This is a genomic window from Mycobacterium innocens, assembly GCF_900566055.1.
Classification (GTDB): Bacteria; Actinomycetota; Actinomycetes; order Mycobacteriales; family Mycobacteriaceae; genus Mycobacterium; species Mycobacterium innocens.
In genome coordinates this window covers 1-13763 of record NZ_UPHQ01000094.1, presented here as the reverse complement: position 1 = coordinate 13763, position 13763 = coordinate 1, and the positions used below count along the sequence as shown (strand labels likewise).

Below are 13763 nucleotides of genomic sequence, written 5' to 3'. Positions count from 1 at the left end.
GTGTCGGGGGTGTCGTCAGGGGCGGGCCGCGGTGGGGCAACCGCCCCTGACGACTCGGGGCCCGTAGTGGGCAAGACGCGATCTGGTGTGCTAGCGGCCCGTTCTGCGCAACGGATCGAACTCGCGTAAGGCTTGCGGTTGCTTGCCGGTGGTAACCTGCTCGGCCAACAGCCGACCGGTCACCGGTCCGTGCGCCAGTCCCCACATGCCGTGTCCACCGGCCACGAAGACGCCCGGGGACACCCCACGATGACGGGACGGCCGTCGGCAGCGATCGGTCGCGCGCCCATCCACACGTTGCTGCGTTCGGCCCATCGCACGCCATCCAGCAGCGGACCGGCCGAGGCCACCAGGGCCGCCACCCGTTGGGGCATGACCGGGGTGTGCGGGTGGCGAAATTCCATGGTGCCCGAAACACGCATCGCGCCCTGGTGCGGCGTAGCCGCGACCCGCACGCTCGGCAGGTAGATGGGCCAGGGCATCGGGCGCTCGACCGGCACGGTGAACGAGTAACCGCGACCGGCCCGCACCGGTACGCCCAGCCGGCGGCCGGCCAGTTGCGGCAATTGTGCGCCGGTGGCGATCACGGCGGCCTCGGTAATCAGCGGTGCGCCCCGGCCCAGCCGCACCGCAATACCGTTGGCTGCGTTGACAATTTCGGCTACTTCCAGCGTGCGCAGCGTCGCCCCGCGGTTCACCACCGCGCGACCCAGAGCCGCCACGAAGCGGGCCGGGTCGATGAAACGCTGTCCGTTGACGCTGAGCCCGACCCGGACCGTCCGGGACGCCAACGGCACTTGCTCCCGCAGCGCCGCACCCGTCAATACGGTGATATCCGTTGTCTGGCCGGCCTTTACGAGGCCCTGCAGGTCTTCCTGGAATTGTCGTGCCGCTGCGGTGGAGTCGAATACCGCGGTGATGGGTGCATCGGTCACCGGTGCGTCGACCCCGAGGCCCAGGTCGGCGGTCAACGGAATGTGTAGTGGGGCTTTCGAGTCGAGCAGGCAACGCAATCCATAGCGCAGCACTGCCGGCGAGGTGAGCGGCAGCGCCAGTCCCGGCGCAATCCACCCGGCGTCGCCGCCGGAAGCGCCGGCGCCGACGCCGTCGCGATCGACCACCGTGACATCGACGCCACGCTCCAGAAGGAACCACGCCGTCGACAATCCGACGATCCCGGCACCGACGACAACCACGGAACGAGGCCCACCGTCAATCCGCTCGACGCCGGCCATCACATACCTCCATGAACTGAACTCCTGCTTGGTATTTCCCATGCTGGCGGAACGGGCACCGCGGTGCTTGGCGTAGCCGGCCAATCACCCGAGGAGCCATTGTGGTTCTGCGACAACACCCCTCAACGAGGTGCGGCCCTCGGACCGATACCGCGACAGCTGATTGTGGACGGCCGCGATCGGCCGGCGCGTGCGCGGTCGGCAACCGTCCAGACGCCGGCCAGCAGCACGGCTGTCACGGCGGAAATCATCAGCCACGCCGACAATCCGGCCGCCACCGCATCGTCCAGCGCGGTCCTGGGTGGCAGGCCGACGTGGTAACCGTTCTCATCTACCCAGATATCGACGGAATCACCGGCTTTCACGCCCCGCGGCGCATCCACCGGACCCGCGTGCTCGACTCCCCCGACAACCCAGCGGGCCGGCACGCTGACCGTCTGCGGATCGGCAAGCTCTTGATGGGCCGCCTTGTCACCGGTGACCACCGCGGTGACCGACTGACGGGTTTGCGCCTGCTCCGCGTAGAAGCGGCTACGGGATTCGTGCTCTTTGGTGCCCACGGCGACGGCGATCGGCAGGCCCGCCAGCACCACCACCGCGACCCAAATCGCAAGCAGCACCTGGAATCCGCGGGCGGGAGGCATGCGGGATATCCACGCCACAAGCGGGTGCGGCCGGCGCAGGGTGTAGATGTCCATCGAGGCGTCGTCGCCTGATGCGCGGCCGGTGAGCCGGCGCCGGTCGGAACACGGGGTGGTCATCGGACATTCCTATCGACGGGATTGCCGGAGGTTGACAACTCCAGGGTGCGTCGACAGGCGCCGCACTGTTTGCCGAAGTCCGACAACCCGGCCGTCGCGCGTTGTCGGGTTGCTACAGCAGCCCGTCAGCGTCGGTGGCGGCGAGCTCGATCGTCATGCCCAACCGCTTCTTGGCGTCGTCCAGCGACAAAGTGGTGATCTCGGCCATCTTCCGCAGCCGGTAGCGCACGGTGTTCTCGTGCACCCCCAGACGCTCACCGGCCCGCGCCGGGTCCCCCTGCTCTTCCAGCCAGGCCCGCAGCGTGGGCACGTACTCGGTGGCGTTGGCTCGGTCGTGGCGGCGCAGCTCGGCCACCGGCCCACGGTCCGGCAACCGCCCGGACCTGGCCGCGGTGCGCAGCCGTTGCAGCAGGATGTCATCCCAGGACTGGTCGTATGCCGGTGGGGCGGCGCTGTCCGGGCACAGCTGGTGCAGCGCCAGACACTCGTCGGCCTCCTGGCGCGCCGCGACGAGGTCGGCCACCTCGGCCGGTCCGCTGATGCCGGCCCACACCCGCATCCCCTCGGGCAGGGCCGCCCGGACACCGCTGACCCAGCGCCGCGCCGTTGCCGGCTGATCGCCGGGCAGCACGGTGTAGACGGTGTTGCCCGCCAACGCGCTGCGGCCCGGCCGTGACCAACCGAACCCCGTGGTGACCCGCTCGAAAGCCAACAGCAGCGCGGCATCACGGTCGGCACCGACGAACGCCCGCAACGCAATCACCCGCAGCGGACGGCGCGGCAATCCCAGCCTGCTGGCGACGGTGGCGGCGTCAATGGTGCCCTCCAGCAGCTGAATCACCAGTTCGGATTCGACCTGGCGCTCCAAGTCGGCGCTGGCTCGAGACCGCAGCAGATGCAAGGCCACGGTATGCGCGCCGTCGGTCAACGCGGTGCGCTCGGCGCCGCTCAACGGAGCCGAACACGCCACCCATACCGACCCCAGGACTTCGCGTCCGGAACGGACGGCCACCACCATGCGCCCGGTCAGGCCATGTTCGCTGTCTGCGGCAACGTAGAGCGGATCCTCGGACGTGGCCAGGTGAGCCAAAACTCCGTGCTCGTCCAAGTGCACGCGCAGCTGCTCCGGCGTCTGGCGCCTCAAGATGGTGGCGAGCCGCGCCGGGTCGGCGCCCTGCTGCAGCCGCGAGTACGCCAGTACCCGCAACAGCCGATCTTCGATGGTCACCGCTCCACCGGTAGCCTCGGCCAGGCTGTCGGCCAGCGCGAACAGATCCGTGGGACCACGACCGGATTCCGTCTCGCGGCCCTCCAACACCAACCCGTAGACGACCGCGGCGACCTCGCTCCAGGACAGCGACTCGTCGAGCACCATGACCGCTCCCGCCTCGAGGTCACCGTCCAACGTCATGGGCCGTTCGCCGTCACGGGTCAACACCACTACGGCCCGGGCCGACGCCGCCCACTGAACCGCTTCCCCGACGGAGCTCGCGCCGATCGCCAGCAACACATCCCCTACTACCGGACGGGTCGCGGCTGCCTCGTGGATCACCACACTGCGCAATTCCGTCGACCTGGGCAACGACGACCACCGCAGCCGCACCCCGTAACCACCCAACACATTCACCAAGCGGTCCAATGTGATCACGAGCCGCCCCCAAATCCGGACTGTTCACCCAGCGTAATTCGGAATCGAGCGGATCCCGAAAAGGGCCTGCACATAGGATTTCGGCCATGGCGGCCGACCAACAGGAACAGACATACGACGTAGTGGTGCTCGGGGCGGGTCCGGTGGGCCAGAATGTCGCGGACCGCGCACGGGCGGCCGGCCTGGACGTCGCAGTGGTCGAACGTGAGCTCGTCGGGGGCGAATGTTCGTATTGGGCCTGCGTGCCCAGCAAGTCGCTGCTGCGTCCGGTCCTCGCGGTCTCTGACGTCCGCCGGGTCGACGGCGCGCGCGAGGCGGTCACCGGTTCGATCGACCCGGCCGGTGTCTTCGGCCGCCGCGACCGCTATGTGAACGATTGGGACGACACCAGCCGGGTCGACTGGGTGGCCGGTATCGGAGCGACGCTGGTCCGTGGACATGGGCGGCTGGACGGTCCCCGACGAGTTGTCGTCACCACACCCAGCGGCAGGGAGGTGGTGCTGGCCGTCCGGCACGCGGTTGTCATCTGCACCGGAAGCCGGTCCGCGATCCCCGACTTGCCCGGCCTAGCCGAAGCTCGACCCTGGACCAACCGCGAAGCCAACGACAGTAGCGATGTCCCGAACCGGCTCGCCGTCGTCGGGGCCGGCGGCGTGGGTGTCGAAATGGCAACGGCCTGGCAAGGATTGGGCTCAAAGGTGACCTTGCTGGCCAGAGGCTCGCGGCTACTGCCTCGGATGGAGCCTTTTGTGGGAGAGCTTGTCGGCCGCGGTCTAGCAGAGGCTGGTGTGGACGTGCGCACGGGTGTGACAGTCCGCGAACTCAGCCGGGCATACCCCTACTGCCCACTGGCGCTCGCCTTGACCGACGGCACCGAGCTCGAGGTCGACGAAATACTGTTTGCCACCGGCCGAAAGCCCCTCACCGACCATATCGGCTTGGAAACAGTCGGATTAACCCCCGGCAGCTGGCTCGATGTCGACGACACCTGCTGCGTGCGCGCCGTCGACGATGGGTGGCTCTACGCCGCCGGCGATGTCAATCACCGCGCGCTGCTGACCCATCAGGGCAAATACCAAGCGCGCATTGCCGGTGCGGCCATCGGCGCCCGTGCCGCGGGCACGCCGCTGGACACCGCGCCGTGGGGCGCGCATGCGACCACCGCCGACCATCACGCCGTGCCGCAGGCCCTCTTCACCGACCCCGAAGTCGCCGCGGTCGGGCTCACGGAGGAAAAGGCGGCGCAGGCCGGGCACCGGGTCAAGGCCATCGATGTCGAAATCGGGGACGTCGTCATGGGAGCCAAGCTCTATGCCGACGGGTACATTGGCCGGGCGCGAATGGTGGTCGACGTCGATCGCGGCCACCTGCTCGGCGTGACCATGGTCGGCCCGGGTGTCACTGAGCTTTTGCACTCGGCCACCATCGCCGTCGCCGGCCAGGTGCCCATCGACCGGTTGTGGCACGCCGTGCCGTGCTTCCCGACCATCAGCGAATTATGGCTGAGACTTCTTGAGGCCTACCGCGATTCGTTTTTCGTGGTCGTTTAGGAGCCCGGTGGGGTCAGCCGTCCAGCTCGTCGTCGCTGTCGATGATCCGCCGGTTGCCCAACGTGCTGTCGACCCAGCGCAGCATCGGAAGCTGTGGGAATTGCGGAAATTCCCAGCGACGCGCGGGCAGGTCGGTGACGTCGCCCAGAGATCGCACCACTGCCTGGGTCAGGCCCATGATGGCCGCCATCACCGGCAGCAGCGGCTGCAGCGGCTTGGCCGCCGAGCGGACCGTGCTGATCCGGCGGGCCAGGATCAGGCGCTCGATGCTGTGATACAGCCAAGCGCCGACGCCCAGCGCATAGATCGACAGCGCCGAGGCGACAATGGCCCAACCGTAGGCAGCGCAGATCACAGCGCCCAGCACCACCGCCGCGGCCATCCAGGCGGCGATCACGACACGCAATTCGAGTCTGCTCATGAACACCATCCTTGGTTTTCCGGCAGGCGTTCCGCATCTCCAGACACCGCCTGGCGGACCGCGTGAGCGGCCGCGCGGATCTGCGGCGTCACCAGCATGAGTTGCCCCAGCACTCCGTTGACGAAGCCGGGCGACTCGTCGGTGGACAGTTCCTTGGCCAGCTCGACGGCCTCGTCGACGGCTACCGGTTCGGGGACGTCGTCGGCATGCAGCAATTCCCACACCGAGACCCGCAGAATGGCGCGATCCACCGCGGGCAGCCGATCCAGCGTCCAGCCCTGCAGATGCGCGGCGATCAGGTCGTCGATGTGGGCGGCATCCTCACTGACGCCGCGCGCCACCGCGGCCGTGTAGGGATGCAACGGCGCGACTTCCGGCTTGGCTGCCGCTAGTGCGGTGCGGGACTCGACCACCTCGAGCGGGCTCATGCCCCGCGCCTCGGCCTCGAACAACAGGTCCACCGCGCGCTTGCGGGCCTGATGGCGTCCTTTAACCGGCTTGCCCGGTTTTCCCTCGGGCATGTTCAGGCGTTGACCCTGCCCAGGTAGCTGCCGTCGCGCGAATCGACCTTCAGCTTGTCCCCGGTGTTGATGAACAGCGGCACCTGGATCTGGGCGCCGGTCTCCAGCGTGGCCGGCTTGGTGCCCGCGCTGGACCGGTCACCCTGCAGGCCCGGCTCGGTGTGGGTGACTTCGAGTTCGACGGTTACCGGCAGCTCGATGTACAGCGGCGCCCCGTTGTGGAAGGCCACCTGCACCGGCATGCCCTCCAGCAGAAACCGCGCGGCGTCGCCGACCAGGGACTCCGGCAGCGGGTGCTGCTCGTAGTCCTGGCTGTCCATGAACACGAAGTCCGAGCCGTCGCGGTACAGGTAGGTGGTGTCGCGGCGGTCCACGGTGGCGGTTTCCACCTTCACCCCAGCGTTGTAGGTCTTGTCGACGACCTTGCCCGACAGCACGTTCTTCAGCTTGGTGCGCACGAACGCCGGCCCCTTGCCCGGCTTGACGTGCTGAAACTCGACGATCTGCCACAGCTGCCCATCGATCGCCAGGACAAGTCCGTTCTTGAAGTCAGCGGTGGTCGCCACGGTCTCCCAAATCTCCTACAAAATGGCCAGTTCCTTGGGGAACCGGGTCAACAACTCCGGGGTCTGTCCGGCGCTTCCTGAGGCGCCTGGCGTCGTAGAGGGCACTACCAATGTGTCCTCGATGCGGACACCGCCGCGGCCGGGTAGATAGACGCCGGGCTCCACGGTCACCACAGAGCCCGCAAGTAGTGTACCGGCGGATGTCGCCCCGATGCCCGGCGCTTCGTGTATCTGCAGGCCAACGCCGTGTCCCAGACCGTGGCCGAAATTGTCGCCGTAGCCCGCGTCGGTGATCAACTGGCGCGCGGCGGCGTCGACCTCACGCAGCTCGGCACCCGGGCGCAACGCCTCGCGACCGGCCCGCTGCGCCTGGGAAACCAGCTGATAGAGCTCCAGCTGCCAGTCAGCCGCCTTGCCCAGCATGAAGGTGCGGGTCATGTCGGAGTGATAGCCGGCGACCAGCGCGCCGAAGTCGATCTTGACGAAGTCACCCGTGGTCAGCACCGCGTCGGTGGGCCGGTGGTGCGGGATGGCCGAATTCGGTCCGGCCGCCACGATCGTCTCGAACGACACCGCGTCGGCGCCGTGATCGAACATCAGCCCTTCCAGATCGCGGGCCACCTCCCGCTCGGTGCGTCCCGGGCGCAGACCGCCGCGCCGCACCAGGTCGGTCAGCGCGGCGTCGGCCGCTTCGCAGGCCAGCCGCAGCAATGCGAGCTCACCGGCATCCTTGACCTCCCGCAGCGTCTCCACCGTCCCGGAAGCCCGGACCAGCTCGGTGCCGGTGTCCTGCAGACCAGCCGTCAGGGCATCCAAACCGTCCACCGTGACCACATGGCTCTCGAAACCCAGCCTGCCGACGCCGCATTCGGCCGCCCGGCAGCTCAGGTGACGGCCGAGCGCCCGCTCGATGACCACCTCGAGGTCGGGGGCCTGCTGGGCAGCCTGAGTACGGTACCTGCCGTCGGTGGCCAACACCGCTTCGCGTTCGTCGGCGAACACCAGCAACGCGCCGTTCGACCCGCTGAAACCGGATAGATATCGGACATTTATCAGGTCGGTGACCAGCATCGCATCCAGTCCGGCGGCACCGATTTTGGCTTTCAGGTTGTGTCGACGCTGGGAATGTGTCACGACCGTTGACGGTACAGCTACGCTGAACTCCCATGACTAACTGGATGCTGCGCGGACTGGTGTTCGCCGCCGCGATGGTGGTTCTACGCCTTTTTCAGGGGGCGCTTATCAACGCCTGGCAGACTCAGGCCGGATTGATCAGCCTGGTGCTTCTCGCGTTGTTCATCATCGCTGTCGTGGTGTGGGGACTCACCGACGGAAACGCCGACGCCAAAGCCAACCCGGACCCGGACCGCCGCGAAGATCTGGCCATGACCTGGTTGCTGGCCGGCCTGACAGCCGGGGTGCTCAGCGGTGCGGTGACCTGGCTCATCGCCATTTTCTACAACGGCGTCTACGCCGGCGGGCTGATCAACGAGCTGACGACGTTCGCGGCCTTTACCGCACTCCTGGTCTTCCTGTTCGCCATCATCGGGGTGGCCACCGCCCGGTGGCGGATCGACCGCAATGCTCCCCCGCCACCCGTGCACGACGGATCCAGAGGACGTGGCGATACCGACGTATTCTCCGCGGTCCGCGCCGACGAGACGCCGACCGGTGAGATCCAGGAGGCCCGACCGGAGGCGCAGGCCACCGCACCCACCGCCGTTGCCACCGTTGAACGCGAGGCACCCACCGAGACGATCGCCACCGCGGAGCACGAGTCTCCGACCGAGGTGATCCGCACCGGCGAGTCCGAGGCCCCCACCGAGACGATCCCCACCACCGACTCTGAGGCACGCACCGAGGCGATCCCTCTCGGCCACGACGAGACCAAGCCGGACCACAAGCCCAAGCAGGATTAGCCCTCAGCGGTGTTCGCCAGGTAGCGCAGGGCAAGCAGGTAGCCCTGGACACCGAGGCCGACGATCACTCCGGTGGCGACCGGGCTGAGATAGGAGTGACGCCGGAAGTCCTCGCGGGCATGGACGTTGGAGATATGCACCTCGATCAGGGGTGCGCTCAGCTCCGCGCAGGCGTCGCGCAACGCCACCGAGGTGTGCGTCAGGCCGCCGGCGTTGAGAATCACCGGTTCTGCGGCATCGGCGGCCCGATGAATCCACTCCAGCAGTTCCGCTTCGCTATCGCTTTGCCGCACAACGGCTTCGAATCCGAGTTCGGCGGCTTCCCGCTCGATCAGAGCAGCCAGTTCAGCGTGGGTGGTGCTGCCGTAGACGGCGGGCTCGCGTTGGCCCAGTCGGCCCAGGTTGGGGCCGTTGATCACGTTCACCGTCACACTCATGCGGCACAGACTCCTGCGTACGCGGTCACCAGCAGTCCCGGGTCCGGCCCCACCAACCGCCCCGGCCTGGCCAGTCCGTCCAGGACCACGAATCGAAGCACCCCGGCCCGCGTCTTCTTGTCGCCCGACATGATCTCCAGTAGCTGGGGCAGCGCGTCGGGGTCGTAGCTGACCGGCAGGCCCAGCGACGACAGGATCGTGCGATGGCGCTGCGCGGTGGTCTCATCCAGCCGTCCGGCAAGCCTGGCGAGCTCGGCCGCGAACACCAGCCCGACCGACACCGCGGCGCCATGCCGCCACCGGTACCGCTCGCGCCGCTCGATCGCGTGGCCCAAAGTGTGGCCGTAGTTGAGGATTTCGCGCAGCTCGGATTCCTTCTCGTCGGCGGCGACGACCTCGGCCTTGACGACGACCGCCCGGCGGATCAGCTCCGGCAGCACATCGCCGGCCGGGTCCAGGGCAGCCTCTGGGTCGGCTTCGATGAGGTCCAGGATCACCGGGTCGGCAATGAACCCGGCCTTGACGACTTCGGCCATCCCGCAGGCGATTTCGTTGTGCGGCAAGGTCTGCAGCGTCGCCAGGTCGGCTAGCACGGCAAGCGGCTGGTGAAACGCCCCGACCAGGTTTTTGCCCGCATCGGTGTTGATGCCCGTCTTGCCGCCGATGGCCGCGTCCACCATGCCCAGCAGCGTGGTGGGCACGTGCACGATCGACACGCCGCGCAACCAGGTGGCCGCCGCGAAGCCGGCGACGTCGGTGGCGGCTCCCCCGCCGAGGCTGACCAGAGCGTCTTTGCGGCCGAGTCCGATGCGGCCCAACACTTTCCAGATAAATCCGACGACCGGCAGGTCTTTGCCGGCCTCGGCGTCGGGTATTTCGATGCGGTGTGCGTCGATGCCCTTGTCGGCCAGGCGGTTGCGGATGGCCTCGGCGGTGTCGGCCAGCACGGGTTGATGCAGGACGGCGACCTTGTGCCGGCCGGCCAGCAACTCGTCCAGTTGCGTCAGCACGCCGGTGCCGATCACCACCGGGTAGGGCGGGTCGACGCCAACGTGCACCGTCGCGGGCATGCCGGTTTCGGTCATGTTGCCGCCTGAGTAGGTGTCTGACTGGGCGCCGGTAGCCGGGAGACGATGTAGCGCACCACCGCCCCGGGGTTGCGGCGGTTGGTGTCGACCCGGATGGTGGCGATGCGGCGGTACAGCGGAACCCGTTTCGCCATCAGGGCGCGGTACCGCTCGTCTCGGTCGGGCCCGGCCAGCAGCGGCCGCACGGTGTTGCCGCCCGTGCGCCGCACCCCTTCGGCGGCGCTGATCTCCAGGTAGACGACGGTGTGGCCGGCCAGGGCCGCGCACACTCCGGGGCTGGTGACCGCGCCGCCGCCCAGCGACAGCACCCCGTCGTGGTCGGCCAATGCCGCGCGCACCACGTCTTCCTCGATGCGCCGGAACTCCTGCTCCCCGTCGGTGGCGAAGATGTCGGCGATGCTGCGCCCGGTCTGTTGCTCGATGGCTGCGTCGGTGTCGAGCAGACCGACCCCGAGGGCTTTGGCCAACCGCCGGCCGACGGTCGACTTGCCGGATCCCGGCAGTCCCACGAGTACCGCTATTGGTGCCATCTGATTGCCTACCCGGCTATCCCGAGACCCGAGCGGCCGGTGACTGGCGGTCGGCGACCGCGCGCTGGTAGGCCTCGATGTTGCGGCGGGTTTCGGCCAGCGAATCGCCGCCGAATTTCTCCAGGGCCGCGCGCGCCAGCACCAGCGCCACCATGGCCTCGGCCACCACTCCGGCGGCCGGTACCGCGCACACGTCGGAGCGCTGGTGGATGGCGACGGCCTCGTCGCCGGTGGCCAGGTCGACGGTGGCCAGCGCGCGCGGCACGGTGGAGATGGGCTTCATCGCGGCGCGCACCCGTAGCGGCTGGCCGTTGGTCATCCCGCCTTCGAGCCCACCGGCCCGGTTGGTGGACCGGACGACACCGTCGGACCCGGGGTACATCTCGTCGTGGGCGCGGCTGCCGCGACGGCGCGCGGTGTCGAACCCGTCACCGATCTCCACACCCTTGATCGCCTGTATGCCCATCACGGCCGCGGCGAGTTGGCTGTCCAGCCGGTTGTCGCCGCTGGTGAACGACCCCACCCCCACCGGCAGGCCCAGCGCCACCACCTCCACCACGCCGCCCAGGGTGTCGCCGTCTTTCTTGGCCGCTTCGATCTCGGCGATCATGGCTTGCTCAGCAGCCTTGCCGAACGCGCGGACCGGGCTGGCATCGATGGTGGCCAGGTGTTCGGCCCCGGGCGGCGGGCCGTCGTAAGGCGCCGACGGGCCGATAGAAATCACATGGGACAACACGTCGACGCCCAGCGCCTGTTTGAGGAACTGCCGCGCGACGGTTCCGGCGGCCACCCGCGCGGCGGTCTCGCGGGCACTGGCCCGCTCGAGCACCGGCCGGGCGTCGTCGAAGCCGAACTTGAGCATGCCGGCGTAGTCGGCGTGGCCCGGACGCGGCCGGGTGAGCGGCGCGTTGCGGGCCACATCCTGCAGTTGTGTGGGGTCGACGGGATCGGGGGCCATCACGGTTTCCCACTTCGGCCATTCGGTGTTGCCGATCTCGATGGCAATGGGCCCGCCCAGCGTACTGCCGTGGCGCACGCCGGACAGCACGGTCACCGAGTCCCGCTCGAATGTCATCCGCGCGCCGCGGCCGTAGCCCAACCGGCGGCGGGCCAGCTGATCGGCGATCTCGGTAGAGGTGACGTCCACTCCGGCGACCATGCCTTCGACCACGGCCACCAACGCCCGGCCATGGGACTCGCCCGCGGTGATCCAGCGCAACACCCGAACATCTTCCCATGGCGGTCAGTTAGGGAGGGTGTGGCCCGTAAGTGCATGCGGTGAGCGTGCAGCGCAACTGCGTATTCCGAGGTGCAGTAGCATGCCCTCAATGACCGGGCTTGCGTGAACCTGGCTCATGGCGCGGTCACCCTGCGAATCGCGCCTATCAACCGTATGGTCGGCCATCACCACAAGAGTCTCGAAACATATATTTTTGCGATGGAATGGCCATTCGATCAATCTGGGTCAGACGTACAAGCATCGACGTCGATAATGTTCTGCGGGCCGTGCGCAAGCCTGGGAGACGGCTCCGATCTGCGAGACGCCCGGGTCGGTCACGGTGCCGCAATGGAGCCCAGGCATATTCGCCTGGGAGACCCTCACCGACCTGCACGACGATGTGCCCCAGGTGTTCGCCGCAATGGAGCCCAGGCATATTCGCCTGGGAGACCGGGCGATGAGTTCGTCGCGGATCGCAGCGTAGATGGTGCCGCAATGGAGCCCAGGCATATTCGCCTGGGAGACGCCGAATCAGCCGCCTTGTCATACATCCGCTGAAACTGCCGCAATGGAGCCCAGGCATATTCGCCTGGGAGACCGTCAGGATATGCGCAGTTCGCCGCCTACGGTAAAGGGCCGCAATGGAGCCCAGGCATATTCCACGGCCTCGGCAAAGTCGTGAAGTAAGCGTTTGACCTGCGATGTTGTGGATGTGACACGCGGGAGTGGTGTGGTTACAGGGCGGTCACGGCAGAGCGCTGGATGATCACAGTTTCCACACCAGTCACATCCCAGGAAGCCCTGCCGTGCCCGCTGTGCCATCATCGCCCACATTGTCCGTTGTCGATGACTCCGACCCACTGCTGGGCGAGTTGGCTGACGTCCCCGCCGCGCGCGACGGTTTGCTGGAGCTGATCGCCAAGGTGCCCGACCCGCGCAAACCACGCGGAAAACGCCACGGATTGGCCGGCGTGCTGGCGATCGCGCTGGCGGCCACACTCGCGGGTGCACGCTCGTTTGTCGCGATCGCCGAATGGGCCGCCGACGCTGCGCCGGATGTACTGGCGCTCCTCGGCGTCACCGACACGGTGCCGTGTGAGTCCACGATCCGCCGCTGCCTGCAACGCCTGGCTCCCGACGAACTGGACAAGCTGATCGGGGCGTGGATGTGGCTGCGCACCAACACGATCGACGGACGCCGCGTGATCGCCTTCGACGGCAAGACGTTACGCGGTGCCCGTGATGGGGCCGGCAATCTGGTGCACCTGCTGGCCGGGCTGTGCCAGACCACCGGCACCGTGCTGACCCAAATTGCGGTCGGCGCCAAAACCAACGAGATACCCATGCTGCGCACGCTTCTGGGCAGCATCGACATCACCGGAGCCGTCATCACCGCCGATGCGCTGCATTGCCAGCGCGACACCGCCGAGGCGATCGCCGGCTCCGGCGGCCACTACATCTTCACCGTCAAAGCCAATCAGCCCAAACTGCGAAAACAACTCAAAGAGCTTCCGTGGAAACAGATCCCGACACTTGACACCAGTATCGAGCATGGCCACGGCCGAACCGCCAAACGCGTCCTGAAAGCCACCGCGATCGCCTCCGGGATACTGTTCCCGCATGCCGCCCAAGTGCTGCGACTGACCCGTACCGTCACCGATCACAAGACGAACAAAACGCACACCGAAATCGTCTACGCAGTCACCTCCTTGACGATCACCGACGCCACCGCCGCACAGGTTGAACCATCCCGGGTTTCATGCACACCTCGTTACGTGTGACCGGTGTGCTGCCCGATCTGTTGTTGAGCGTAGTACTCGGCCTCGACTTCGGCTGGTGGGCGTCGTTCGAGGCGGTGCATCAGCCTG

Annotated in this window: 14 protein-coding genes and 1 pseudogene; 4 read left to right on the top strand and 11 right to left on the bottom strand. The window is 67.7% G+C overall.

What is annotated here, in order from left to right; genetic code table 11:
• Positions 1–90: 90 nt before the first annotated feature.
• From EET03_RS10635 to EET03_RS10625, 3 genes and pseudogenes are all read right to left on the bottom strand, one after another.
• Positions 91–1235 (bottom strand): annotated as a pseudogene (locus tag EET03_RS10635) (NAD(P)/FAD-dependent oxidoreductase).
• Between the two features lie 122 nt (positions 1236–1357).
• Entirely contained in the window at positions 1358–1996 is a 639-nt protein-coding gene (locus EET03_RS10630) for an Rv1733c family protein (RefSeq protein ID WP_075541201.1), read from the bottom strand.
• 112 nt (positions 1997–2108) lie between these two features.
• Positions 2109–3644, bottom strand: a complete 1536-nt coding sequence (locus tag EET03_RS10625; protein WP_075541200.1) for a PucR family transcriptional regulator — start codon at positions 3642–3644, stop codon at positions 2109–2111.
• A gap of 86 nt (positions 3645–3730) precedes the next feature.
• Here EET03_RS10625 and EET03_RS10620 point away from each other — a divergent pair, with 86 nt between their 5' ends.
• Positions 3731–5194 (top strand): dihydrolipoyl dehydrogenase family protein, encoded by a 1464-nt coding sequence (locus tag EET03_RS10620; RefSeq protein ID WP_099194111.1) that lies wholly within the window; start codon positions 3731–3733, stop codon positions 5192–5194.
• A gap of 13 nt (positions 5195–5207) precedes the next feature.
• On the opposite strand, the gene EET03_RS10615 is transcribed toward EET03_RS10620, so the two are convergent.
• From EET03_RS10615 to EET03_RS10600, 4 genes are read right to left on the bottom strand one after another with little or no spacing between them, the layout of a single operon-like run.
• A complete protein-coding gene (locus EET03_RS10615) occupies positions 5208–5615 on the bottom strand; it encodes a hypothetical protein (RefSeq protein WP_036411798.1) in 408 nt (135 codons plus the stop codon).
• Positions 5612–6136 (bottom strand): transcription antitermination factor NusB, encoded by a 525-nt coding sequence (gene nusB / locus EET03_RS10610; RefSeq protein ID WP_075541198.1) that lies wholly within the window; start codon positions 6134–6136, stop codon positions 5612–5614. Before nusB ends, EET03_RS10615 begins: the two co-directional genes overlap by 4 nt.
• Positions 6137–6138: 2 nt before the next feature.
• Positions 6139–6702, bottom strand: coding sequence for an elongation factor P (gene efp, locus EET03_RS10605; RefSeq protein ID WP_063470123.1), 564 nt, complete (start codon positions 6700–6702; stop codon positions 6139–6141).
• Between the two features lie 15 nt (positions 6703–6717).
• Positions 6718–7836, bottom strand: a complete 1119-nt coding sequence (locus EET03_RS10600; RefSeq protein WP_075541197.1) for a M24 family metallopeptidase — start codon at positions 7834–7836, stop codon at positions 6718–6720.
• Positions 7837–7868: 32 nt separating this feature from the next.
• Between EET03_RS10600 and EET03_RS10595 the strand changes: the two genes are divergently transcribed.
• Positions 7869–8621, top strand: coding sequence for a B-4DMT family transporter (locus EET03_RS10595; RefSeq protein ID WP_063470121.1), 753 nt, complete (start codon positions 7869–7871; stop codon positions 8619–8621).
• Here EET03_RS10595 and aroQ read toward each other — a convergent pair.
• The 4 genes from aroQ to aroC are packed head-to-tail and all read right to left on the bottom strand — an operon-like array spanning position 8618 to position 11898.
• Positions 8618–9058 carry a type II 3-dehydroquinate dehydratase gene (aroQ, locus tag EET03_RS10590; RefSeq protein WP_063470120.1) on the bottom strand — a complete coding sequence of 147 codons (441 nt, stop codon included), beginning with the start codon at positions 9056–9058 and terminating at the stop codon, positions 8618–8620. The two genes, EET03_RS10595 and aroQ, sit on opposite strands and share 4 nt — an antisense overlap.
• The gene (aroB, locus tag EET03_RS10585) at positions 9055–10143 is read right to left on the bottom strand and encodes a 3-dehydroquinate synthase (RefSeq protein WP_063470119.1); all 1089 of its coding nucleotides are present in this window, start codon (positions 10141–10143) and stop codon (positions 9055–9057) included. The genes aroQ and aroB overlap by 4 nt, the downstream gene beginning before the upstream one ends.
• Positions 10140–10676, bottom strand: coding sequence for a shikimate kinase (locus tag EET03_RS10580; protein ID WP_075541196.1), 537 nt, complete (start codon positions 10674–10676; stop codon positions 10140–10142). The genes aroB and EET03_RS10580 overlap by 4 nt, the downstream gene beginning before the upstream one ends.
• A 16-nt stretch (positions 10677–10692) precedes the next feature.
• Positions 10693–11898: a chorismate synthase gene (aroC, locus tag EET03_RS10575; RefSeq protein WP_075541195.1), complete on the bottom strand. Its 1206-nt coding sequence runs from the start codon at positions 11896–11898 to the stop codon at positions 10693–10695.
• 337 nt (positions 11899–12235) lie between these two features.
• Here aroC and EET03_RS32990 point away from each other — a divergent pair, with 337 nt between their 5' ends.
• Positions 12236–12379 (top strand): hypothetical protein, encoded by a 144-nt coding sequence (locus tag EET03_RS32990; RefSeq protein ID WP_425271519.1) that lies wholly within the window; start codon positions 12236–12238, stop codon positions 12377–12379.
• A 349-nt stretch (positions 12380–12728) separates the two neighbouring features.
• Complete coding sequence (locus EET03_RS10570) at positions 12729–13676, top strand: ISAs1 family transposase (RefSeq protein ID WP_075541194.1); 948 nt, start codon at positions 12729–12731, stop codon at positions 13674–13676.
• Positions 13677–13763: the final 87 nt, after the last annotated feature.